This is a genomic window from Kitasatospora sp. NPDC023176 (assembly GCF_055560495.1).
Genome location: NZ_JBVHIP010000012.1, coordinates 134542 through 156731, shown reverse-complemented (window position 1 = coordinate 156731; position 22190 = coordinate 134542). Strand labels below are relative to the sequence as shown.

Annotated in this window: 23 protein-coding genes; 6 read left to right on the top strand and 17 right to left on the bottom strand. The window is 72.1% G+C overall.

Features of this window, described 5'->3' with window-relative positions; genetic code table 11:
- The first annotated feature begins 31 nt into the window (after nt 1-31).
- Nucleotides 32-961, top strand: a complete 930-nt coding sequence (locus ACZ3YL_RS19145; RefSeq protein ID WP_188306039.1) for a coiled-coil domain-containing protein — start codon at nt 32-34, stop codon at nt 959-961.
- Between the two features lie 90 nt (nt 962-1051).
- Here the strand turns inward: ACZ3YL_RS19145 and ACZ3YL_RS19140 are convergent, their stop codons facing one another.
- Together ACZ3YL_RS19140 and ACZ3YL_RS19135 are read right to left on the bottom strand one after the other, a co-directional pair.
- Complete coding sequence (locus tag ACZ3YL_RS19140; RefSeq protein ID WP_188306038.1) at nt 1052-1363, bottom strand: hypothetical protein; 312 nt, start codon at nt 1361-1363, stop codon at nt 1052-1054.
- Complete coding sequence (locus tag ACZ3YL_RS19135; protein ID WP_188306037.1) at nt 1360-2157, bottom strand: alpha/beta fold hydrolase; 798 nt, start codon at nt 2155-2157, stop codon at nt 1360-1362. Before ACZ3YL_RS19135 ends, ACZ3YL_RS19140 begins: the two co-directional genes overlap by 4 nt.
- Before the next feature lie 183 nt (nt 2158-2340).
- On the opposite strand from ACZ3YL_RS19135, the gene ACZ3YL_RS19130 reads away from it, so the two are divergent.
- Together ACZ3YL_RS19130 and ACZ3YL_RS19125 are read left to right on the top strand one after the other, a co-directional pair.
- Nucleotides 2341-3345, top strand: a complete 1005-nt coding sequence (locus ACZ3YL_RS19130; protein WP_188306036.1) for an ABC transporter ATP-binding protein — start codon at nt 2341-2343, stop codon at nt 3343-3345.
- A 1-nt stretch (nt 3346) separates the two neighbouring features.
- Nucleotides 3347-4114 carry an ABC transporter permease gene (locus ACZ3YL_RS19125; RefSeq protein WP_188306035.1) on the top strand — a complete coding sequence of 256 codons (768 nt, stop codon included), beginning with the start codon at nt 3347-3349 and terminating at the stop codon, nt 4112-4114.
- A gap of 13 nt (nt 4115-4127) precedes the next feature.
- On the opposite strand, the gene ACZ3YL_RS19120 is transcribed toward ACZ3YL_RS19125, so the two are convergent.
- Nucleotides 4128-4451 carry an ATP/GTP-binding protein gene (locus ACZ3YL_RS19120; protein ID WP_188306034.1) on the bottom strand — a complete coding sequence of 108 codons (324 nt, stop codon included), beginning with the start codon at nt 4449-4451 and terminating at the stop codon, nt 4128-4130.
- Between the two features lie 262 nt (nt 4452-4713).
- On the opposite strand from ACZ3YL_RS19120, the gene ACZ3YL_RS19115 reads away from it, so the two are divergent.
- Nucleotides 4714-6024 (top strand): LLM class flavin-dependent oxidoreductase, encoded by a 1311-nt coding sequence (locus tag ACZ3YL_RS19115; RefSeq protein WP_465658612.1) that lies wholly within the window; start codon nt 4714-4716, stop codon nt 6022-6024.
- Nucleotides 6025-6100: 76 nt separating this feature from the next.
- Here the strand turns inward: ACZ3YL_RS19115 and ACZ3YL_RS19110 are convergent, their stop codons facing one another.
- Nucleotides 6101-6493 (bottom strand): SCO5389 family protein, encoded by a 393-nt coding sequence (locus ACZ3YL_RS19110; RefSeq protein ID WP_188306032.1) that lies wholly within the window; start codon nt 6491-6493, stop codon nt 6101-6103.
- A gap of 482 nt (nt 6494-6975) precedes the next feature.
- On the opposite strand from ACZ3YL_RS19110, the gene nucS reads away from it, so the two are divergent.
- Nucleotides 6976-7635, top strand: a complete 660-nt coding sequence (gene nucS / locus ACZ3YL_RS19105; protein ID WP_188306031.1) for an endonuclease NucS — start codon at nt 6976-6978, stop codon at nt 7633-7635.
- Between the two features lie 10 nt (nt 7636-7645).
- On the opposite strand, the gene ACZ3YL_RS19100 is transcribed toward nucS, so the two are convergent.
- The 5 genes from ACZ3YL_RS19100 to ACZ3YL_RS19080 all read right to left on the bottom strand — a co-directional run bounded on the left by ACZ3YL_RS19100 (nt 7646) and on the right by ACZ3YL_RS19080 (nt 13901).
- Nucleotides 7646-9919 (bottom strand): ATP-binding protein, encoded by a 2274-nt coding sequence (locus ACZ3YL_RS19100; RefSeq protein WP_465658609.1) that lies wholly within the window; start codon nt 9917-9919, stop codon nt 7646-7648.
- Between the two features lie 281 nt (nt 9920-10200).
- Entirely contained in the window at nt 10201-10518 is a 318-nt protein-coding gene (locus ACZ3YL_RS19095) for an STAS domain-containing protein (RefSeq protein WP_188302965.1), read from the bottom strand.
- Between the two features lie 408 nt (nt 10519-10926).
- Nucleotides 10927-11796 (bottom strand): 3-hydroxyacyl-CoA dehydrogenase family protein, encoded by an 870-nt coding sequence (locus ACZ3YL_RS19090; protein WP_465658607.1) that lies wholly within the window; start codon nt 11794-11796, stop codon nt 10927-10929.
- Nucleotides 11797-12051: 255 nt separating this feature from the next.
- A complete protein-coding gene (locus ACZ3YL_RS19085) occupies nt 12052-12702 on the bottom strand; it encodes a response regulator (protein WP_188302967.1) in 651 nt (216 codons plus the stop codon).
- Nucleotides 12699-13901, bottom strand: a complete 1203-nt coding sequence (locus tag ACZ3YL_RS19080; RefSeq protein WP_188302968.1) for a sensor histidine kinase — start codon at nt 13899-13901, stop codon at nt 12699-12701. Before ACZ3YL_RS19080 ends, ACZ3YL_RS19085 begins: the two co-directional genes overlap by 4 nt.
- 211 nt (nt 13902-14112) lie before the next feature.
- Between ACZ3YL_RS19080 and ACZ3YL_RS19075 the strand changes: the two genes are divergently transcribed.
- Nucleotides 14113-14715, top strand: coding sequence for a hypothetical protein (locus tag ACZ3YL_RS19075; protein WP_465658605.1), 603 nt, complete (start codon nt 14113-14115; stop codon nt 14713-14715).
- On the opposite strand, the gene ACZ3YL_RS19070 is transcribed toward ACZ3YL_RS19075, so the two are convergent.
- The 8 genes from ACZ3YL_RS19070 to ACZ3YL_RS19035 all read right to left on the bottom strand — a co-directional run bounded on the left by ACZ3YL_RS19070 (nt 14712) and on the right by ACZ3YL_RS19035 (nt 22162).
- The gene (locus ACZ3YL_RS19070; protein ID WP_465658603.1) at nt 14712-15284 is read right to left on the bottom strand and encodes a cob(I)yrinic acid a,c-diamide adenosyltransferase; all 573 of its coding nucleotides are present in this window, start codon (nt 15282-15284) and stop codon (nt 14712-14714) included. The two genes, ACZ3YL_RS19075 and ACZ3YL_RS19070, sit on opposite strands and share 4 nt — an antisense overlap.
- Nucleotides 15285-15449: 165 nt before the next feature.
- Nucleotides 15450-15950 carry a DUF2550 domain-containing protein gene (locus ACZ3YL_RS19065; RefSeq protein WP_188302971.1) on the bottom strand — a complete coding sequence of 167 codons (501 nt, stop codon included), beginning with the start codon at nt 15948-15950 and terminating at the stop codon, nt 15450-15452.
- Nucleotides 15951-16099: 149 nt separating this feature from the next.
- Nucleotides 16100-16483, bottom strand: a complete 384-nt coding sequence (locus tag ACZ3YL_RS19060) for a F0F1 ATP synthase subunit epsilon (RefSeq protein WP_030282045.1) — start codon at nt 16481-16483, stop codon at nt 16100-16102.
- A 184-nt stretch (nt 16484-16667) separates the two neighbouring features.
- Entirely contained in the window at nt 16668-18113 is a 1446-nt protein-coding gene (gene atpD, locus ACZ3YL_RS19055; protein WP_188302972.1) for a F0F1 ATP synthase subunit beta, read from the bottom strand.
- 2 nt (nt 18114-18115) lie between these two features.
- Nucleotides 18116-19030 (bottom strand): F0F1 ATP synthase subunit gamma, encoded by a 915-nt coding sequence (locus tag ACZ3YL_RS19050; protein ID WP_465658600.1) that lies wholly within the window; start codon nt 19028-19030, stop codon nt 18116-18118.
- Nucleotides 19031-19062: 32 nt separating this feature from the next.
- On the bottom strand, nt 19063-20637 hold the full coding sequence (atpA, locus tag ACZ3YL_RS19045; protein ID WP_188302974.1) for a F0F1 ATP synthase subunit alpha: 1575 nt from the start codon (nt 20635-20637) through the stop codon (nt 19063-19065).
- 155 nt (nt 20638-20792) lie between these two features.
- Entirely contained in the window at nt 20793-21608 is an 816-nt protein-coding gene (locus ACZ3YL_RS19040; RefSeq protein WP_188302975.1) for a F0F1 ATP synthase subunit delta, read from the bottom strand.
- Entirely contained in the window at nt 21605-22162 is a 558-nt protein-coding gene (locus ACZ3YL_RS19035; protein ID WP_188302976.1) for a F0F1 ATP synthase subunit B, read from the bottom strand. Before ACZ3YL_RS19035 ends, ACZ3YL_RS19040 begins: the two co-directional genes overlap by 4 nt.
- Nucleotides 22163-22190 lie beyond the last annotated feature (28 nt).

Sequence of the window (22190 nt, the reverse complement as noted above, 5' to 3'; positions counted from 1 at the left end):
AGCGGTTTGACGACAGGAAGCCCAGAGTCCCATGAGCGACAGTCACTCCCCTCACGGCTTCGACCTGGTGCGCCGTGGGTACGAGCGCGCCCAGGTCGACGAGCGGATCACCAAGCTGGTGGCCGACCGTGACAGCGCATTGACCCGGATCAGTGCGCTGGAGAAGCGCATCGAGGAACTCCACCTGGAGACCCAGACCGCCCAGGCGGCGGTCGCCGAGCAGGAGCCCTCCTACGCCGGTCTCGGCGCCCGGGTCGAGAAGATCCTGCGGCTCGCCGAGGAGGAGGCCAAGGACCTGCGCGACGAGGCGCACCGCGCCTCCGAGCAGCACCGCGAGCTGGCCGAGGCCGCCGCCCAGCAGGTCCGCACCGAGGCGGAGAACTACGCCAAGGACCGCAAGGCCAAGGCGGAGGACGAGGGGCTGCGGATCGTCGACAAGGCGAAGAGCGACTCCGCCCAGCTGCGCGCCGAGGCCAACAAGGACGCCCAGAACAAGCGCGAGGAGGCGGACGCCCTCTTCGAGGAGACCCGCACCAAGGCCGCCCAGGCCGCGCTGGAGTTCGAGACGAACCTGGCCAAGCGCCGCGAGCAGTCCGAGCGCGACCTGGCCGCCCGTCAGGCCAAGGCCGAGAAGCGCCTCGCCGAGATCGAGCACCGGGCGGAGCAGCTGCGTCTGGAGGCCGAGAAGCTGCGCACCGACGCCGAGCGCCGGGCCCGCCAGACCGTCGAGACGGCCCAGCGCCAGTCCGAGGACATCGTGGCGGACGCCAACGCCAAGGCGGACCGCATCCGCAGCGAATCCGAGCGCGAGCTGGCGGCGCTGACCAACCGCCGCGACAGCATCAACGCCCAGCTGACCAACGTCCGCGAGATGCTGGCGACGCTGACCGGCGCGGCCGTGGCCGCCGCCTCGCTGCCGAACGACGACACCATGGGCGTGCCCGCCCAGCAGTCGCGCTGACGCAGCCGCCGACGTAGTCGCCGCACAGGCCCTCACCCGTCAGGGTGAGGGCCTGTCGCGCGTCACGGTGTCACTGTCTCGGGCACTCTTTCATCGGGGGTAGGCCCCGTCGGGCCGCTGGTGCCCGCTGCTGAGCTGGTTCCCCTCGTCGTCCGAGACGGTGCCGAACCAGGAGGTGCACCAGACCGACACCGAGTCGGGCCAGTACTGCACCTCGAACGGGTGCCCGGATCCGTAGTCGCCGTACGAGGTGACGATGAAGGTCTCGCCGGGGCGCATCCAGTAGTCCTCGCCGAGCGGCTCCAGGGTCAGCTCCACCAGTCCCTCGCCGCGGTTGGTCACCGGCATCCGGCCGGTGACCTCCAGTGCGGAGAAGTCCCAGCCCACCTCGTCCGGGCTCATCCGGCGGCCACCCGGAGGAGCAGTCGGCGGGCCGCGGCGTCGAACGCCCCCGGGGACTCCATGGCGCTGAGGTGGCCCACGCCGGGGACGACGGTCAGCTCGGCGTCCGGGCGGGTCCGGGCCATCAGCTCGGCCTCCTCCGGCGCCACCAGGGCGTCCAGGGCGCTCGCCAGGACCGAGACCGGCACCCGGAGCCCGGCCAGGACGTCCAGGGAGTCCGGGCGGGCCGCCATGGCCCGCTGGGCCCAGGCGACGGCGGCCGGCGACGCGGCGGCCACCATCGTCCGCACCCGCTCCACCAGGTGCTGCGAGTCGGGCCCGAGCTGCCTGGCCGCCACCCGCTCGTCCTCCAGCAGCCGGACGCTGTTGCGGGCGGTGACGGCGGCGGCGATCCGCTCCCGGTCGGCCCGGACGGCGTCGGTGTCGGCGGTGGCGCGGGTGTTGGCCAGCAGCAGGCCGGACAGCCGGTCCGGGTGCCGGCGGGCGAAGGCGAGCGCCACGTAGCCGCCCATGGAGAGCCCGCCGACCACCGCGCGGTCGATCCCGGCCGCGTCCAGCAGCAGCGCCAGGTCGTCGGCGACGAGGTCCAGCGAGGGTTCGTCGGTGCCCAGCGCGGTGCCGCCGAATCCCCGCTGGTCGGGAGCGAGCACCCGGACCTCGTCCCCGGTGAGTCCGGGCAGCGCGTCCAGCTGGGCGGACCACATCGAGGAGTTCAACGGGAAGGCGTGCAGCAGCACGAGGGGTGTTCCGGTACCGCTCTCCCGAACCGAAACCGCCGAGGGGAGCCCACTCATGCGCCCACCTCGCTACGCTCGGCAGGGGCCTTCGCCAACGCGCACCTCACCATGATTCGCTCGCTCTGCTCGCTCATGCCGCCCACCGTATTCCGGTGCGCCCGGTGAGCCCACTCAGCGGGCCCACTCGACGGGCCACGCCATCCGCTTTGTCCTAGCCTGACAGAGAGTAAGGGAGCGCGAATGATCGAGTTGCACGACCTGACAAAACGTTACGGCAAGACGCTCGCGGTGGACCGGCTGAGCTTCTCGGTCCCCCAGGGGGTGGTCACCGGCTTCCTCGGGCCCAACGGCGCCGGCAAGTCCACCACCATGCGCATGATCCTCGACCTGGACCGGCCCACCAGCGGCCGGGTCACCATCGACGGCAGACGCTACGGGCAGCTCAGCGAGCCGCTCAAGTACATCGGCGCCCTGCTGGAGGCCAAGGCCGTCCACCCCGGCCGCACCGCCCGCGACCACCTGCTCTGGCTCGCCCAGTGCAACCGGATCCCCGAGCGCCGGGTCGACGAGGTGCTCGCCCTGGTCGGCCTCACCCCGGTCGCCCGCAAGCGCGCCCGGGGCTTCTCGCTCGGCATGGGCCAGCGCCTGGGCATCGCCTCCGCACTGCTCGGCGACCCGGAGATCGTCATGTTCGACGAGCCGGTCAACGGTCTGGACCCGGAGGGCATCCTCTGGATCCGCAACCTGATGAAGCGGCTCGCCGGCGAGGGCCGGACGGTCTTCGTCTCCTCCCACCTGATGAGCGAGATGGCCGTCACCGCCGACCACCTGGTGGTCATCGGCAAGGGCCGGCTGCTCGCCGACCTGTCGATGCCGGAGTTCATCCGGCGCAACTCCCGCTCCGCCGTACGGATGCGCAGCCCCCACCCCGAGCGTCTGCTCGACGTCCTGGCCGGGGCCGGACTGCGGCACGAACCGGGCCCGGACGGCTCCTACGAGGTGGTCGACGGCGACATCGCCCAGCTCGGCGAACTGGTCGCCGAGCACGGCCTGGTGCTGCACGAACTCAGCCCGCAGCAGGCCTCGTTGGAGGAGGCGTTCATGCAGATGACGGCGGACTCGGTGGAGTACCACGCGGGCGACGGCCCGGGCCGGGACGCGGCCGGCGCACCCGGCGACTGGGGCGCGGGCTGGAAGGCGGACGCCGCCCGGCCGACCGCGGCGGCACGGCAGGAGGAGAACTGAGATGACGTCCTTCCCGGCGATCCTTCGCTCCGAGTGGACGAAGATCCGCAGCGTCCGCTCCACCGTCTGGACGCTCGCGCTCGCCTTCGTGGTCACCGTCGGCATCGGCGCGCTGCTGTCCCTGCTCACCAACAACAACTTCACCGAGTTCAGACGCCATGAGCAGGCCCCGTTCGACGCCACCGGCACGGCCTTCTCCGGCATCATGCTCGGCGAGCTGGCCATCATCGTCTTCGGCGTGCTGGCGATCGGCAACGAGTACAGCAGCGGCATGATCCGGGTCACCCTGGCCGCCGTCCCCCAGCGCGGCACCCTGCTGGCCGGCAAGGCGCTGGTGCTCGGCGGGCTGGCCCTCGCGGTCTCGCTGGTGACCGCCTTCATCACCTTCTTCGTCGGCCAGGCGCTGCTCGGCTCGCACTCCACCACCCTGAGCGAACCGAACGTGCTGCGCGCGGTGCTCGGCGCCGCGCTGTACCTGACGATGCTCTGCCTGTTCTCGGCGGGCGTCACCACGATGCTGCACAACCAGACGCTCGCGCTCGGCGTGCTGGTGCCGTTCTTCTTCCTGCTCTCGCCGATCCTCTCGGCGGTGCCGAAGGTCAAGACGCTGGCCCACTACTTCCCCGACTACGCGGGCTCCCGGATGCTCCTGGTGTACGAGCAGAACGGCCAGCCGTACGGGCCGTGGGCGGGTTTCACGATCTGCCTGGCCTGGACCCTGGCAGCGCTGCTCGGCGGCGCGCTGGTGCTCAAGAACCGCGACGCGTAACGGAGTTCAGGATTCAGTAGCGCGGAGCGCCGCGGCCTCGCAGGACGTTGGAGGCCCGGCGCTCCCGCGCTCCCCAGCACGCGCGGTGCCAGTGCCGCCGGTCGTCCACACCGCCGCCGTGCATCGGCCAGGCCACCACATGGCCCATCCTGGGCGGGATCTCCTGGTCGCAGCCCGGGCAGCGGTAGAACCGTCCCGAGGTGCCGGCGACCGTCTGCACCACCCAGTCGTCGCCCTGGTAGTTCTCGGTGCGGCGCAGCGAGCCGCCGAGCGGGGCGGCCGCCGGTTCGGCGCTCTCGCGGGGGGCGTCGGTCTTGATCCGGTTGCGGCGGGGCACGGCGGACTGCCTCTCTTCCGGGGCTCGAAGTCGTTCCAGCCTAGGGCCTGTCCTCGGGCCTTGGCCGGATCGGGCCCCGCCGCCCGCCGGGCCTCCCGTGGCCTCTATCACGGTCCCGGCCGACCCTCCGGGGTTTTTGCCGAGATCCACCCGATCATCGGGGAAATTCGGGGTTCCGCGTGCCATTGGCACATGACATCGGATACCCACGAGTGGACAGGCGGGGCCCGCAGACCCTGCGTGCACCCGAGGAGGCCCCAGGATGACCAAGACCAGCCCCCGCGCCGAGACCCGCCGGCCCGTCGGCGTGCGCCCGCCCGCCCCCGGCCCGACGCTGACCTCCGTACCGCCGCCGACCGCCGTCGCGGGTGAACCGCTGACCGCCGCGCAGCGCACCGGCGCACTGCCGCCGGACACCGCACCGGTCCGGGTCGGCGCCTTCCTGCTGTCCGCCCAGTTCCCCGGGCAGAGCCACGGCGAGGCACTGGAGCGCACCGTCCGGGCCACCGTCGAGGCCGAACGCGCGGGCCTGGACAGCGTCTGGCTGGCCGAGCACCACTTCGTCCCGTACGGGGTCTGCCCCGACGCCGCGACCCTCGCCGCACTGCTGCTCGGGCGCACCCGCCGGATCGACATCGGCACCGCGGTCAGCGTGCTCTCCACCGGCCACCCGGTGGCGCTCGGCGAGCAGGCCGCGCTGCTGCACCTCACCTCCGGCGGGCGCTTCACGCTCGGGGTGGGCCGCGGCGGGCCGTGGATCGACCTGGAGGTGTTCGGCGCCGGCCTGGACGCCTTCGAGAACGGCTTCCCCGAGCGGCTGGACCTGCTGCTGCGCTGGCTGCGCGGCTCCCGGGTGGGCGCGGACGGGCCCCAGTTCGCCTTCCCCGAGGTGGCGGTGGTGCCGCAGGCCACCGAAGCGCCGCGCCGCCCCGGCCTGGGCAGCTGGCTCGGCCTGGACGAGCCGAGCGCCCCGGTGCGCTTCCCCCGCCAGCGCCAGGACGTCGACGGCCTGGCCGGGGAACTCACCGCCGCTGGACGGCCGGTGGCCGGCCCGCCGGTGGTGGTCGCCTGCACCTCCCCGGGCGGGGTGAAGCTGGCCGCCGAGCGCGGACTGCCGATGCTGCTGGGCATGCACTCCGGCGACGACGACAAGCTGCGGATGCTGGAGCTCTACCGCACCGCCTGGCTGGCCGCCGGGCGCGGCGAGGAGCAGCTGCGCCGGGTGACCCGCCAGCACGTCGCGGCCGGCGTGGCCCAGGTGGACGACCGCGCCTCGGCCGCCCGCGCCACCCTGCTGAACGCGATGCCCGGCTGGTTCGAGTACGGGCTGGGCGCCCACCGCACGGTGGACGGCCGCGAGCGCAAGATGCGCGACCCGCACCAGTACACCGAACTGCTCTGCGACCTGCATGCGGTGGGCACCCCGCAACAGTGCGCCGACCGCCTGCTGGCCACCGCCGAGCGCACCGGGATCCGCCGGTTCGCCCTGCTCGCGGAGGGCAGCGGCGACCACGAGGCGACCCTGCACAACATCGCCCGGCTCGGCTCCGAGGTGCTGCCGCAGCTGAGTTGACCGTACGGACCGCCGGGCGGCCGGACCGCCGCCCCTCCCCCCGCACCGGGGGACGGGGCGGCCGGCACCGGCCGGGTCAGCAGTCCCGCAGTTCCTCGGACTGGTTGAGCAGCTGCTCCCGGACGGAGGTGAAGCGGCCGTACCGCGCCTCGTTGGCGTCCGACGGCAGGAACACCGCCACCCGGTGACAGTTCTGGAACGCCAGCCGGACCCCGAAGTGGCGCTGCAGGGCGCCCCGGATGGCGTCGCTGGCCAGGGCGCGCAGCAGCTGGCCGCGGGCCTGCTCGCTGGGCGGCGGCACCTGGTTGTCGGCGAAGTCGGTGCCGTCGACCTTCGCCTGGGCGACCAGCGAGCTGATCAGGTCCCAGGCGTACGGCAGCGAGACGCGGACGCAGTCGACGAATTCCCGCTCGTCGACCTCGCCCCGCTCAGCCTTTTCCAGCAGGGCCGGTGAGACGTCGAGCGACATGGATTCTCCTCTCGCGGTCCACCCGCGGCGGCGCCCGGGTGGTCATGCGTAGTCCAAGCTCACAGTGAGGGTGGGCGGTCTCGCAGGTGGTGTCCGGAACACCGTGGGACGGGGGTTTCCGGCACCTGGAGCGAAGGCGGCGGCGCCACGGGACGTGACGTCCTGAACACCGACCGCGTCAGAACAGCGTGGCAGTCAACGACGGAGCGGGCTGGTCATTCCTACGGATTGCTTCGGAAATACGCCGCGGTACACCAGATTGGCCTGATCCTGCCGGATCGTTCACCTGAAGTCTCCATCCCCGTTGACAGCGACCCCGCATCCGTGGCGTCACACACCGTAGCGACCCGAGGGGGCGTACGCCAGAGCGCGGTGAGCGGCGGCGGGAGCACCGAACCTCCATGTTCGCGGGGTTCGCGCTTTCTTCACCCGGTCGTCTCGGAATCGCATCAACTGGCCCCGGTGGGCTAGCGTGGTCGACCGTGCGTCTCGTAATTGCCCGCTGCTCAGTCGACTATGCCGGTCGGCTCTCCGCCCATCTGCCCTCCGCCACCAGGCTCATCCTGGTCAAGGCCGACGGCAGCGTCAGCATCCACGCCGACGACCGCGCCTACAAGCCGCTCAACTGGATGTCCCCGCCGTGCGCCCTCAAGGAGGCCGACGGGGTCTGGACGGTGGTCAACAAGGCCGGCGAGAAGCTCATCATCACGCTGGAGGAGGTGCTGCACGACTCCTCCCACGAGCTGGGGGTGGACCCGGGCCTGATCAAGGACGGCGTCGAGGCGCACCTCCAGGAGCTGCTCGCCGACCGGATGGAGGTGCTCGGGAGCGGCTGGTCGCTGATCCGCCGTGAGTACCCGACCGCCATCGGCCCGGTCGACATCCTCTGCCGCGACGCCGACGGTGCCACGGTCGCCGTCGAGATCAAGCGCCGCGGTGAGATCGACGGTGTCGAACAGCTCACCCGCTACCTCGAACTCCTCAACCGGGACCCGCTGTTGGCCCCGGTCAAGGGCGTCTTCGCCGCGCAGGAGATCAAGCCCCAGGCCCGCGTGCTGGCCACCGACCGGGGCATCGGCTGCGTGGTGCTGGACTACGACGAGCTGCGCGGCATCGACGACGACAAGCTCAAGCTGTTCTGACCGGTCAGCTCTACGCCGAGGTGGTCGCGGTGGCCGTCGTGGTCGGGCTGGGCGGCGGCGTGGACGGTGCCGACGACGCGCTCGGGCTGGTCGTCGGGGCCGACGGGCTGTGGCTCGGCACCGACGGCTGCGGGGACTGCGGCGCCGGCGGCTGAGACTGCTGCGGCGGCTGCGGCTGGCCCGGCGCGGGCTGCTGCGGCTGCCCCTGCGGGACGCCCGACTGGGTGGCCCCCGGCGAAGCGCTCGGCCGCCTCGTCGGCGAGGCGCTCGGCGAGTGCGACGCACTGCCGCTCGCCGAGGGCTCCGGGCTGGTCCCCGCCCCCGCCGGAGCGCCCGGCTCGGTGCCGCCGCTCCCGGCGGTGCCCGGACCGCTGTCGGCGGACGGCAGCGGCACCGGCGCGTTGCCGGTGTCACCGACCTGGTCCATCCGCCCGTGCGGGTCGTTCCCCTTGGGCTCGTCGGGCCCGGTGACGCTCATCGCCACCGCCGTACCGAGCACTCCGAAGGTGAGCAGGGCCGCGGAGGCCACCACCACCCGGCGCCGCTTCCCGGCGCGGGCCTTGAGTCCGGCCGGCACCCGGGCGGCGATCTTGCGGATCACCGGCCCGCGGCCCGGCGCCGCCGCGGCGGGGGCGGCGCCCAGCTGCCGGCCGTCGGCGCGCAGCAGGTCGAGCATCCGGCGCGCGGCGGCGACCCCGCGCTGTTCTCCGGCGGCGGCCCGCAGCGTGAGCGCGCTCTCCAGTTCGGCGATCGCCCGGGACGGCTGCCGGAGGCAGATCGCGTACACGCCCGCCTCGTGGTGGAACCAGGCCTGGTCGACCGTCGAGCCGGTGTGCCGGGCCGCCTCCAGTCCGAGCTGCAGCACCCGCTCCCAGGCGCCCCAGCGCAGCGCCAGTGCCAGCGCGGGCGCGGCCGCCCGGGCCAGCCGGACCACCGCGTCGTGCCGTCCGGCGGTCCGGTCCGCGAGCAGCACGCCGACCAGGACCTCGGCCTCGGCGGCGATCTGCTCCAGCGACACCGAGCTGTGCCCGACCCACCAGGCGAAGTGCTGGGCGGCGCCGTCGACGCAGCCACGGGCCGGCCAGTGCGGGGCGAGCAGGTCGAGCGCCCCGGCGGTGAGCCGGTGGTGCCCGCCGATGGACACCGCGAGCCCGGCGTCGGCGAGTTCGGCCAGCGCGCTCTCGCCCTGGCCGACGTCGATCAGGGCGGGCAGGTGCGGCGCGGTGGGGCACTCGCCGCCGAGCGCGACGGCCAGCCTCAGCACGGCCTTCGCGGGCTCGCTGAGCCCCTCGGCGAGCCGGACGGCGGGCGAGGCGGTCTCGGCGACCGAGGGCAGCGGTACGGTGCGCCGCAGCGCGTTCTCCCGGATCGCCGGGTCGGGGTCGTGGACGGGCTCCTCGACCGCGCCGAAGACGTCCCGCCGGTCCTCCTCGGCGGCGACCAGCGCGTCCACCGAGACGTCCCGCTGGCGCAGCAGCGCGGCGGCCTGGACGAAGCGCAGCGGCAGGCCCTCGGACTCGAACCAGAGGTCGACGGCCCAGGCCTTCTCGGCGACGTCCAGCGGACGCCCGGCCAGCCGGCCGGTGAGCGCGAGGCAGGCGGCCCGCGACAGCCCGGGGACGAGGTGGTCCTGCAGCCGGGATCCGGCCGGCAGCTGCGGGCCGCCCGGGGCGACCGAGATCAGGAAGGCGCAGCCGGGGGCGGCGGCGAGCAGTTCCTCCAGCTCGGCGCCGGTCGGCTCGGCCTCGTCGATCACGACGACCGCGCCGACCCCGGCGAGGTGGGCGGCCAGCTGGCCGGGGTCGGGCCGGTAGCCGGGGGCGTGGTGGGTGGCCGCGAAGAGGTCCTGGAGCAGGTCGGCGGCGGTGCGGCGGTGTCCGCAGAGCTGGACGACACCGCCGGGGGCGAGGTCGGCGGCGGCTTCGGCGACGGCTGACAGCAGGGTGCTGCGGCCCGAGCCGGCCTGGCCGACCAGGCGTATCGAGCGGCCTTCGGCGAGCAGGCCGAGCAGTTCGGCGATGTCGGCCTCGCGGTCGAGCAGCGGAAGGTCGGTGGGTCCGGCGCCGAGGGCGAGCGGGCCGACCGCCCGGCCGACGCCGCCGACCGGGCCGCGGGCGGGCTCGCTGCGTTCGATCCGGCGCGGGCGGGGCCGCCACTCCTCCGGACAGGGTCGGGCCTCGGAGCCGTCCGGGGCGCCGACGCCGACCAGCAGGCCGCCGGAGACCAGTTCGCCGCCGCGGGTGCGGACGGCCTCCTGCCGGAACTCCCCGGTTGGCTGTGCCACGTTCTGCTCCGCATCGTGTTCGGCCGCCGGCGCCCCGCGCCGGCCGGCACACGTCTCGGTCGCGGCCGCGGGCGGGCTGTGGGCACCCGGCCCCGGGCGGCCGTCATCTGACGGGCAGACTCTTGCACATCCGGGCCCGGCCGTGCAGCGCGGTCCGGGTGCGGGGAAGGTGAAGGCCTGACGGGCCGTCCTCGACCTGCCGGGCGTCCCGGCGGGCCGGAGTGCTGCGCCTGCCGCGCGCCGCCGTACGCGCCCCCTTGCGGGGCGCACCCCGCTGGGGTCTAGAGGACCTGCACCTCGGGGATGCCGCCGTCGACGGCGAGGATGCGGTGCAGCTTGGTGGCCACCAGCAGTCGCTGGAGCTGGGCCGGGACGGAGCGCAGCACGAGCCGGCGGCCGATCCGGCCGGCCCGCCGGTGGGTGCCCATGATCACGCCGAGGCCGGTGGCGTCCCAGAACTCCAGCCGGCCGAGGTCGAGCACGAGGTCGCCGCGGCCGCCGTCCACGGCCTGGTGCAGCCGGGACCGCGCGTCGGCGGCGGTGCGCACGTCGAGGCGGCCTTCGATGGCCAGCGCCGTGTGGTCGCCGGTGATGCGCATGCTCTCCTCCTTCGCCTGGGTGGCCTGGCCGGTCTGTCTTCTGGGGGTCGGCCGGCCCTGGCCGTGACGGGCCGGGAGGCGGGGTGGCCGCTGGATCGGGGTGGGACTGCCCGGGCGGGACGCCGGTGGCGGCTCGGTCCGCGCCCGGCCCCGGTCGGAATGCCGGGTTCCCTCATCTGACGGTGGAGCAGCGCCGCAGGTTCTGGTTTTCGCCCTGATCTGAAGCAACTTCACTCGTCCGAGGGAATATACGCAGGAACTCTCCACACCTACGCTCGATTACCGCCCAAATCACCCGTCTGCGGCGCCCGGCGTGAGGAAACTCACCCGCCCCGGAACAGCGGGCCGTACGATGCCCCGATCGCACGGCCCACCAGGCAGTTCAGGCCCGGGAGAGGCTCCGCCGGCTCACTTGCCCTCGTACGGGTAGAAGCCGCGGCCGCTCTTGCGGCCGAGGTCGCCGGCGGTGACCATGCGGGCCATGATCTCCGGGGCGGCGAACTTCTCGTCCTGGGTCTCGGTGTAGATGTTGCGGGCGGCGTGCAGCAGGATGTCCACGCCGGTCAGGTCGGCGGTCTGCAGCGGGCCCATGGCGTGGCCGAAGCCGAGGCGGCAGGCGGTGTCGATGTCCTCGGCGGTGGCGACGCCCGACTCGTAGAGCTTGGCGGCCTCGATGACCAGCGCGGTGATCAGGCGGGTGGTGATGAAGCCGGCCACGTCGCGGTTGACCACCACGACCTCCTTGCCGACGCCCTCGGCGTAGGCGCGGGCGTCGGCCATCGCCTCGTCACTGGTCTTGTAGCCGCGGACCAGTTCGACCAGCTTCATCATCGGGACCGGCGAGAAGAAGTGGACTCCGACGACCGACTCCGGGCGCTGGGTGACGGCGGCGATCCGGGTGATCGGGATGGCGGAGGTGTTGGAGGCCAGCACGGCGCCGTCCTTGGCGAGCTTGTCCAGCTCGCGGAACACGCTCTCCTTGACGTCCAGGTTCTCGAACACGGCCTCGACCACGATGTCGGCCTCGGCGACGGCGCCCAGGTCGGTGGTGGTGGTGATCCGGCCCAGCGCGGCCTCGGCGTCCTCGGCGCTGAGCTTGCCCTTGGAGACGAACTTCTCGTACGAGGCGCGGATGCCCGCGAGGCCGCGCTGCAGCGCCTCCTCGGTCACGTCCCGCAGCACCACCGGGTGGCCGGCCTGGGCGGACACCTGGGCGATGCCGGCGCCCATCAGGCCGGCACCGATCACGGCGATCTGCTTGCTGGACGCATTGCTCATGGCTGGGTCTCCCGATGCCGTCGCCGCCCCGCGGGCGGGCCCTGAAGGCGGCTCAGGGCAGGGATCACCGCCGTTGAGCCGCACCGCTCAATTCTCCCGCCTCGCTGGAGCTCGGCGGTCGCTCGCGCGAAGCGCGCAGTCCAATGCGTCCACTCGCTCCGCTCGCTCACGCGGACTTTAGTGCCCGAACCCGCTGCGCAATAGCAATCGGGAGTGTGATCTGCAACCGACCTGGTCAGCTGATCAGGATGCTCGTCAGATGGTCAGACCGAGATCCTGGGCCAGGATCGCCGCCTGCACCCGGCTGCGCAACCGCAACTTCGCCAGGATCCGGCTGACATGGGTCTTGGTGGTCGCCTCCGCCATCTCCAGCCGGGCCGCGATCTCCCCGTTGGACATCCCGGCCCCGAGACAGGCCAGCACCTCCCCCTCGCGCCCGGTCAGCCCCGCCACCGCCGCCCGGGCCTCCGGTCCGACCCGCCGCTCCGGGCGGGCGAAGGCCCCGATCAGCCGCCTGGTCACGGAGGGCGCCAGCATGCCGTCGCCGCGCGCCACCGTACGGATGCCCTCGACCAGGGTGTCCGCCTCCAGGTCCTTGAGCAGGAAGCCGGCCGCGCCCGCCCGCAGCGCGCCGTAGACGTACTCGTCCAGGTCGAAGGTGGTCAGCACGAGCACCTGGGCGGCCCCGGAGTCGACCACCTGCCGGGTCGCCGAGACGCCGTCCAGCCGGGGCATCTGCACGTCCATCAGCACCACGTCGGGCCGCAGTTCCAGCGCCAGCCGGACGGCCTCCTCGCCGTCGGCGGCCTGCCCGACCACCTCGATCCCGGGCTCGGCACGCAGGATCATCACCAGCGCCGCCCGTACCGCCGCCTGGTCCTCGGCCACCAGCACCCGGATCGTCATACCCGTCCCTCGCTCTCCTGCGCGCGCGGCAGCACCGCGCGCACCCTCCAGTACCCGTCCCGCGGCCCGGCCTCGAAGCTGCCGCCGAGCAGCCCGGTCCGCTCCGCCATGCCCACCAGCCCGGCCCGGGCGCCGGGCAGCCCGCGGCCCGCCTCGCCGCGGTACGGGCTGTCGACGGCGATCCGCAGCTGCTCGGGGCCGAACTCCAGCCGCAGCGTGACCAGTCCGGGCCCGGCATGCTTGAGCACGTTGGTCAGCGACTCCTGCACGATCCGGTACGCGGCCAGCCCGACCGGCACCGGGACGTCACCGCGCGCGCCCAGCTCGGTCAGCTCGAACTCCAGCCCCACGTCCTGCCCGGCCGCCCGGGCCTTGGCCAACAGGGCGTCCACCGCGGCCAGGTCGGGCGCCGCGTACGACTCGTCGACCTCTCCCCCGCCGCTGTCCCGGAGCAGTCCGATCATGCGACGCATTTCGGCCAATCCCTGGACGCTGTTCTCCCGGATCACCGCCAGCACCTCCACCAGCGGATCGTCCGCGGCCAACCGCCGTCGCCGGGCCACCGACTGGGCCCCGGTCGCGTGGATCGCGATCGCCGACAGGTGGTTGGCCACCACGTCGTGCAACTCCCGCGCCATCCGCGCCCGTTCGGCACCGACCGCCTCGCGCCGGTCCATCTCCGAGAGCAGCGCGGTCTGTTCGGCCCGCAGCCGCTCGGTCTCCGCCTCCTGCCGGTGCTTGCGCACCACGTCGCCGGTCCACACCGGCGCCAGGAACACCAGCGCGCTGACCACCACGATCAGCAGCCCGGCCGCCGTGCCGGCCACCCACCACGCCAGGGCGGAGAGCACCAGCACCGTCGAACCGCCGCTCAGGTGCAGCACCCGCGACATCCGGTGGGTGCCGTAGAGCACCGCCGCGTACAGCAGGTCGGTGTACATGATCGTCGTCGCCAGCAGGCTGCCGGCGAACACGTTCCCCGCGAAGGCCAGCCCGCCGAGCGACACCGCCAGCACCGGCCGGGTGCGCCGGACCAGCTCCAGCCCCGCCATCGTCAGCAGCGGCAGCGCCACCGCCCACGGCGGCACCCGGTCCGCCCGGTCGTACACCTTGAAGGTGATCAGCACCGCGCCGCCGAGCAGCCCGCACAGGGCGATCAGCCGGTCCAGTCGGCGCGGGGGGAGAGACGGTACGAGCACGCCCCCATCTCACCATCCCCGGCGGCCCGCCCGACTCCGGTCCGCGGAGGAGCCCGCTACATCGAAAGGTGCAGCCCCGGACGGCACCGCGCGACGACGACACCCCACCGCGCCCACGCGAGGCTGGACGAGGGCCTGTCTCCTGCGTCCTCACCGGGTCCGGGAGAACCCGAGGGACAGGCGCACACCGTCGCAACGACCGGAGCAGAACGTGATCGTCACCCTCATCGTCGCAGCCGAGATCTCCTGGTGGATCGTGCTCGGCCTCGCCCTCTCCACCCGCTACCTGCTGCGGTGGCGCCGCACCAGCACCGTGCTGCTGGTCGGCCTGCCGGCGGTGGACCTCGCCCTCTACGCGCTCACCGTGCTCGACCTGCGCGGCGGCGCCGAGGCGAGCTGGACGCACGCCCTGGCCGCGAGCTACGCCGGCTTCTCGGTCGGCTACGGCCCCTCGCTGGTCGCCTGGGCCGACCGGCACTTCCTGTACCGCTTCGCCGACGGCCCCAAGCCGCCGCCCTCGCCGAAGTACGGCCCGGAGCGGACGGCGTACGAGTGGCAGATCGCCAAGCGGACGGTCGTCTCGGCGGTGATCACCCTGGCCCTGATCACCCTGCTCGTCCCGCTGTCCGCGGGCTCCGCCCACTTCGGCACCTTCGCCCAGTGGTACTGGAAGCTGGGCATCGCGCCCGTCGTCAACGTGATCGTGGCGGGCTGCTACTCGGTCTGGCCCAAGGAGCCCCCGGCCGACACGCAGGTCGAGGACGGCCGCGCGGTCGAACACGCGGGGCCGAAGTCCTGGGGAACGGGCGTCTAGCGGTTCTCCCCCGGCACCCAGAGCACGTCACCGCGCTCCTTGTTGGCCACCCGGGCCAGGATGAACAGCAGGTCGGACAGCCGGTTGAGGTACTTCGCGGTCAGCGGGTTGACGGAGTCCCCGTACGCGGCGATCGCCGCCCAGGTCGAGCGCTCGGCCCGCCGCACCACCGTGCAGGCCAGGTGCAGGTGGGCCGCGCCGGGCGTGCCGCCGGGCAGGATGAAGCTGCGCAGCTTCTCCACCTGCTCCAGGTAGTGGTCGCAGTCCCCCTCCAGCCGGTCGATGTAGGACTGCAGCACCCGCAGCGGCGGGTACTTCGGGTCCTCGACCACGGGCGTGGACAGGTCGGCGCCGACGTCGAACAGGTCGTTCTGGACGCGGGTCAGCACGGCCGCCACGTCCTCGGACAGCGCGCCGACCGCGAGGGCCACCCCGATCGCCGCGTTGGCCTCGTTGGCGTCGGCGTACGCCATCAGCCGCGGGTCGGTCTTGGTGGTCCGGCTCATGTCGCCGAGCGCGGTGCTGCCGTCGTCCCCGGTACGGGTGTAGATGCGCGTCAGATTGACCATGCCGCCACCCTAGCCGCCCGGGTTAGGCGGCGTTAACCCCAGGCGACGTCGACCCTCCCCCAGCCTCCGGCCGGGGGGACCCCCATCCCGAGGGTCTCGCCGCTACGCGACGTTGACCTCCCCCAGCCTCCGGCCGGGGGGACCCCCATCCCGAGGGTCTCGCCGCTACGCGACGTTGACCCTCTGCCCGGGCGGGGCCGCCTCCAGCCAGGCCAGGAAGCCGGTGAGCGCGTCCTCGCTCATCGCCAGCTCCAGCGGTGCCCCGTTGTGCAGGCAGCGCAGCACCACCGAGCCGGAGAGCAGCGCCAGCTCCTCCTGGCCCTCCGGGTAGCGCCGGCCGAGCACCTCGATCTCCCGGCGCGGCAGCACCCGGCGCGGACGCGGGGCGTACGAGAAGACCCGGAACCACTCGATCGAGTCGCCGCTGTACCGGCCGATACCAAAAACCCACCCCTTGCCGTCGGTCGGGGGGACCGGGGCTGAGGTGGGTTTGCCGTTCTCGTCGAGGTCGGGCTGCGTCGAGGCGTCGGCGGGCATTTTGAGCCGGTAGCTGCAGTCGAACGTGCCGCCGACCCGCTGGATCAGGCGGCGGCGTACGGCGAAGGCCATCAGGCCGATCACTCCCAGCGCCACGACCGCCGCACACACCACAAGCGCGAGGACCATGCTCACCTACCTCCTCGCTACCCGCGTTCCCCGTTGCGGTCGTCCCGGACGACCGCGCTGACCTACCAACTACGACGACAGTCCCGGGGTCACGCTCGCGCGTCCCCGGGACCGTCGGTCGACCCCGCCAAGCCGGGGGTCCGGCACACTCAGGCGTGGGCCTTGAGGCCGCGCGCCGCGAACAGTCGGACCTCGGCGCGACGCTCGGCGTGCGCGTCCAGGTCGGACTTGGCCTGCTCCAGTGCGCGCTCGGCACGCGCGACATCGATCTCGTCCGCCAGCTCGGCGATCTCCGCGAGCAGAGACAGCTTGTTGTCGGCGAAGGAGATGAAGCCGCCGTGCACCGCGGCGATGACGGTGCCGCCGTCCACCGTGCGGATGGTGACCGGACCGGTCTCCAGCACGCTCAGCACCGGGGTGTGGCCCGGCATGATGCCGGTGTCACCGGAGGCCGTACGGGCGACGACGATGGTGGCCGCACCGGACCACACCTTGCGGTCGGCTGCGACCAGCTCGACGTGCAGCTCAGCCAACGTGGGCTCCTAGGCTCATGCAACCCCCGATTACTCGGGAGTTTCGGTAAGAATAACGGCCCCGCGCCTCCGGCATGAAACCGGCGGCACGGATTTGACCGGAATCACAGCCGATGTGCCGTGAGGGGTGGTCCCCAGGCTCGGGGGCCACCCCTCACGGTCACTCAGCTGCTACCGGCCGCGATTACTTCTTCGCCAGCTCGGCGGCGTTCTTCTCGAGGTCCTCGATGCCACCGCACATGAAGAAGGCCTGCTCCGGGACGGAGTCGTACTTGCCGTCGGCGATCGAGTTGAAGGCCTCGATGGTCTCCGACAGCGGCACGGTCGAGCCCTCGACACCGGTGAACTGCTTCGCCACGTAGGTGTTCTGCGAGAGGAAGCGCTCGATGCGACGGGCGCGGTGCACCGTGATCTTGTCCTCTTCGGACAGCTCGTCCATACCGAGGATGGCGATGATGTCCTGGAGGTCCTTGTACTTCTGCAGGATCCCCTTGATACGGATGGCCGTCTCGTAGTGGTTCTGCGCGATGTACCGCGGGTCGAGGATGCGGGACGTGGAGTCCAGCGGGTCGACGGCCGGGTAGATGCCCTTCTCCGAGATCGGGCGCGACAGAACGGTCGTCGCGTCCAGGTGGGCGAAGGTGGTGGCCGGGGCCGGGTCGGTCAGGTCGTCCGCGGGGACGTAGATCGCCTGCATCGAGGTGATCGAGTGACCGCGGGTCGAGGTGATGCGCTCCTGGAGGAGGCCCATCTCGTCGGCCAGGTTCGGCTGGTAGCCCACCGCGGAGGGCATGCGGCCGAGCAGGGTCGACACCTCGGAACCGGCCTGGGTGAACCGGAAGATGTTGTCGATGAAGAGGAGCACGTCCTGCTTCTCGACGTCACGGAAGTACTCCGCCATGGTCAGCGCGGAGAGCGCGACGCGCAGACGGGTGCCCGGCGGCTCGTCCATCTGGCCGAAGACCAGCGCGGTCTTGTCCAGAACGCCCGAGTCGACCATCTCGTCGATGAGGTCGTTGCCCTCACGGGTGCGCTCGCCGACGCCGGCGAACACCGACACACCACCGAAGTTCTCGGCGACGCGGTAGATCATCTCCTGGATCAGAACGGTCTTGCCGACACCGGCACCACCGAACAGACCGATCTTGCCACCCGTGACGTACGGGGTGAGCAGGTCGATGACCTTGATGCCGGTCTCGAACATCTCGGTCTTGGACTCGAGGTCCTTGAACTCCGGGGCCTTGCGGTGGATCGGCCACCGGACCTCGACCTGGGAGTCGAACTCCGCCTGGTCGACGTTCAGCACGTCGCCGAGGGCGTTGAAGACCTTGCCCTTGGTGATCTGGCCGACCGGCACGGAGATGGCCGAGCCGGTGTCGGTGACCTGCGCGCCACGAACCAGGCCGTCGGTCGGCTGCATCGAGATGCCGCGGACCAGGCCGTCGCCGAGGTGCTGGGCGACCTCGAGGGTGAGGGTCTTCTTGCCCGTGCCGTCGGGGTTGTTCACCTCGACGTGCAGGGCGTTGTACATCTCCGGGATCGCGTCGACGGGGAACTCCACGTCGACGACCGGGCCGATGACCCGCGCGACGCGGCCCGTCGCCGTGGTCGGCTCAACAGTGGCAGTCATAGTCATTCGCTCCCGCGGCTCGCGTCAGCGAGCGCGTTGGCGCCACCGACGATCTCGCTGATTTCCTGGGTGATCTCGGCCTGACGGGCCGAGTTGGCAAGCCGCGTGAGCGACTTGATGAGCTCGCCGGCGTTGTCCGTCGCGCTCTTCATCGCGCGGCGGCGGGCGGCGTGCTCGGAAGCAGCCGACTGCAGCAGCGCGTTGTAGATCCGGCTCTCGACGTACCGCGGCAGCAGCGCGTCGAGCACGCCCTCCGCCGACGGTTCGAAGTCGTACAGCGGGAAGATCTCCGACTTGGCCGACGTCTGGTCGCTGAGCTGGACCTCGTCCAGCTTCAGCGGCAGCAGCCGCGCCGCGACCGCGTCCTGCGTCAGCATGGACACGAACTCGGTCGAGACCACGTGGAGTTCGTCCACGCCGCCGGTCTCGGCCGTGAAGGCCTCGATCAGCTCGGCCGCCACCGTCTTCGCGTCACCGTAGGTCGGCTTGTCCGAGAAGCCCGTCCACGAGTTCCCCACCGACAGGTTGCGGAAGGTGTAGTACGACAGACCCTTCCGACCGACGATGTAGGTCACGACGTCCTTGCCCTCGCCGCGCAGGCGCTCGGAGAGCGTCAGCGAGGCCTTGATGGCGTTGGACGAGTAACCGCCGGCCAGTCCGCGGTCCGCCGTGATCAGCAGGACGGCCACGCGCTCGGCGTTCGGGTTCTCGGTGGTGAGCGGGTGCTTGGCGTTGGACCGGAGGGCCACCGCCGTCACCGCCCGGGTGAGCTCATCGGCGTACGGAGCGGAGGCGGCCACCGCGCGCTGCGCCTTGCCGATGCGCGCCGCGGAGATCATCTCCATCGCCTTGGTGATCTTCTTCGTCGCGGTGACAGAGCGGATCCGGCGCTTGTAGACCCGAAGCTGTGCTCCCATGGGTCGTTACGTCCTTTCCCTCGCTACCGGACTCAGGCCTGCTCGGAGAGCAGCTTGCCGTCGGCGGTCTGGTACCCCTGCTTGAAGGCCTCGATCGCGCCGGTCAGGGCGTCGACGGTGCCGTCGGCCAGCAGACCGGTCTCGACGATGCCGGCCAGCAGGTCCTTGTGCTGCAGGCGGACGTGGTCCAGGAACTCGCGCTCGAAGCGGCGGATCTCCGCGACCGGGACGTCGTCCAGCTTGCCGGTGGTGCCGGCCCAGATGGAGACGACCTGCTCCTCGACCGGGAACGGCTGGTACTGGCCCTGCTTCAGCAGCTCGACCATGCGCGCACCGCGCTCCAGCTGGGCCTTGGAGGCCGCGTCCAGGTCGGAGCCGAAGCCGGCGAAGGCCTCCAGCTCACGGTACTGGGCGAGGTCCAGGCGCAGACGGCCGGCGACCGAGCGCATGGCCTTGATCTGGGCGGAGCCACCGACGCGGGAGACCGAGATACCGACGTTCACGGCCGGGCGGATGCCGGCGTTGAACAGGTCGGACTCCAGGAAGCACTGGCCGTCGGTGATGGAGATGACGTTGGTCGGGATGTACGCCGAGACGTCGTTGGCCTTGGTCTCGATGATCGGCAGACCGGTCATCGAGCCGCCGCCGAGGGCGTCGTTCAGCTTGGCGCAACGCTCCAGCAGGCGCGAGTGCAGGTAGAAGACGTCGCCCGGGTAGGCCTCGCGGCCCGGCGGGCGGCGCAGCAGCAGGGAGACGGAGCGGTAGGCCTCGGCCTGCTTCGACAGGTCGTCGAAGATGATCAGGACGTGCTTGCCGTCGTACATCCACTCCTGGCCGATGGCCGAACCGGTGTACGGGGCGAGGTACTTGAAGCCGGCCGGGTCGGACGCGGGAGCGGCCACGATGGTGGTGTACTCCAGCGCGCCGGCCTCCTCCAGGGCGCCGCGGACGGACGCGATGGTGGAGCCCTTCTGGCCCACGGCGACGTAGATGCAGCGGACCTGCTTCTCCGGGTCGCCCGAGCGCCAGTTGTCGCGCTGGTTGATGATCGTGTCGACGGCCACCGCGGTCTTGCCGGTCTGGCGGTCACCGATGATCAGCTGGCGCTGGCCGCGGCCGATCGGGGTCATCGCGTCGATGGCCTTGATGCCGGTCTGCAGCGGCTGCTTGACCGACTTGCGGGCCATGACGCCGGGGGCCTGCAGCTCAAGGGCGCGACGGCCGCTGGAGGCGATCTCGCCGAGGCCGTCGATCGGGTTGCCCAGCGGGTCCACGACGCGGCCGAGGTAGCCGTCGCCGACCGGAACCGAGAGGACCTCGCCGGTGCGGCGCACGGTCTGGCCCTCTTCGATGCCGCCGAACTCACCGAGGACGACGACACCGATCTCGCGGGTGTCGAGGTTCAGCGCGAGGCCGAGCGTGCCGTCCTCGAACTTCAGCAGCTCGTTCGCCATGACCGAGGGCAGGCCCTCGACATGCGCGATGCCGTCCGCTGCGTCAGTGACCGTACCGACCTCTTCCACAGAAGCGGCGTCCGGCTGGTACGACTGGACAAAGTCGGCCAGCGCGTCCCGGATCTCCTCCGGACGGATCGTAAGCTCCGCCATCAGGCTTCCCTGCTCTCCTAGTTTGCGATCCTCGGCCCGCCATTGAGGGCCGCAAGTACTCGACTCTCGGCCGGGTCGTATGAACCGGCCGTACGTTTTGCCGACTCCTTGGGGAGCCGGTTTCCCGACCGAGGGTCGGATGTGCTGCTGGTTGCTCAGCCTTCGAGCGACTGGCGAGCGCCTTCGAGGCGGCTCGACACGGTGCCGTTGATGATCTCGTCGCCGATCTGCACCCGGACGCCGCCGACGACCTCGGGGTCGACGTCGATGTTCAGGTGGACCTGGCGGCCGTACATCCGGCCCAGAGCACCGGACAGGCGCTCCTTCTGGGTGTCCGACAGCGGCACCGCGCTGGTGACCAGGGCCACCATGCGGCCGCGGCGCGCGGCGGCGAGCTTCGAGTAGGACTCGAGGCCCTGCTCCAGGCTACGGCCACGCGGAACGTTGACCAGGGCGGTGACCAGCCGGACGGTGCCGGCGTTGGCGCGGCCGCCGAGCAGCTTGTTGATCAGCGCGGCCTTGGCGACGGAGCCGGCCTTCGGCTCGGTCAGCGCGGCGCGCAGCTCGTGCGAGCCGCTCACCACCCGGCCGAAGCGGAACAGCTCGTCCTCGACGTCGTCCAGGACGCCGGCCTTGTCCGCGGCGATGACCTCGGCGTACGCGGCCAGCTCCTCGGTCGCGTCCACCAGGTCGCGCGAGCCCGACCAGCGGGAGCGGACCAGGCCGGAGACCAGGTCCACGGCCTCGCCGGAGACCTGCCCGGTCAGCAGCGAGGTGACCAGCTGGGCCTTGTCCTGGCCCGACCGGGACGGGTCGGTCAGAACTCGGCGCAGCGACACCTCACGGTCCAGGACGACCGTGACGGCGGCGAGCTCCTCGGCGAGCTTGGCCGCGTCCACCGAGGTGGAGTCGGTCAGGCTGTCGAGGTTCTGCCGGCCGGCGGCGAGCGCCTCGCGGCTGGCGCCGATCACTTGGCCGCGCCCTGAGCAACGGCGGCCTTGGCCTCCAGCTCATCCAGGAAGCGGTCGATCACGCCGCTCTGCCGAGCGGAGTCCTCCAGGGACTCGCCCACGATGCGGGACGCCAGCTGGGTGGCCAGCGAACCCACGTCCTGGCGCAGGGCGGCAGTCGCCTGCTTCTTGTCGGCCTCGATCTGGGCGTGACCGGCGGCGACGATGGCCTCGCGCTGACGCTGGCCCTCCTCGCGCATCTCGGTGAGCTGGGCGGCACCCTGCTCGCGAGCCTGCTCGACGATGCGGGCGGCCTCGTGGCGCGCCTCAGCGAGCTCGGCACGGTACTGCTCAAGCACGGCCTGAGCCTCGGCCTGAGCGGCCTCGGCGCGCTCCATGCCGCCTTCGATGGCGTCCCGGCGCTCCGACAGCACCTTCTCGATGCTGGGGAGGAGCTTCTTGCCGAGCAGACCGAAGACGATGAAGAAGCAGAGCAGGCCGATGATGACCTCGGGCCACGCGGGGAGAAGAGGGTTCATCTTCTCCTCGGCCGCGAAGGCGACCACGGGGTTCATATCTGAACCTTTCGTCTGGGGGACTACC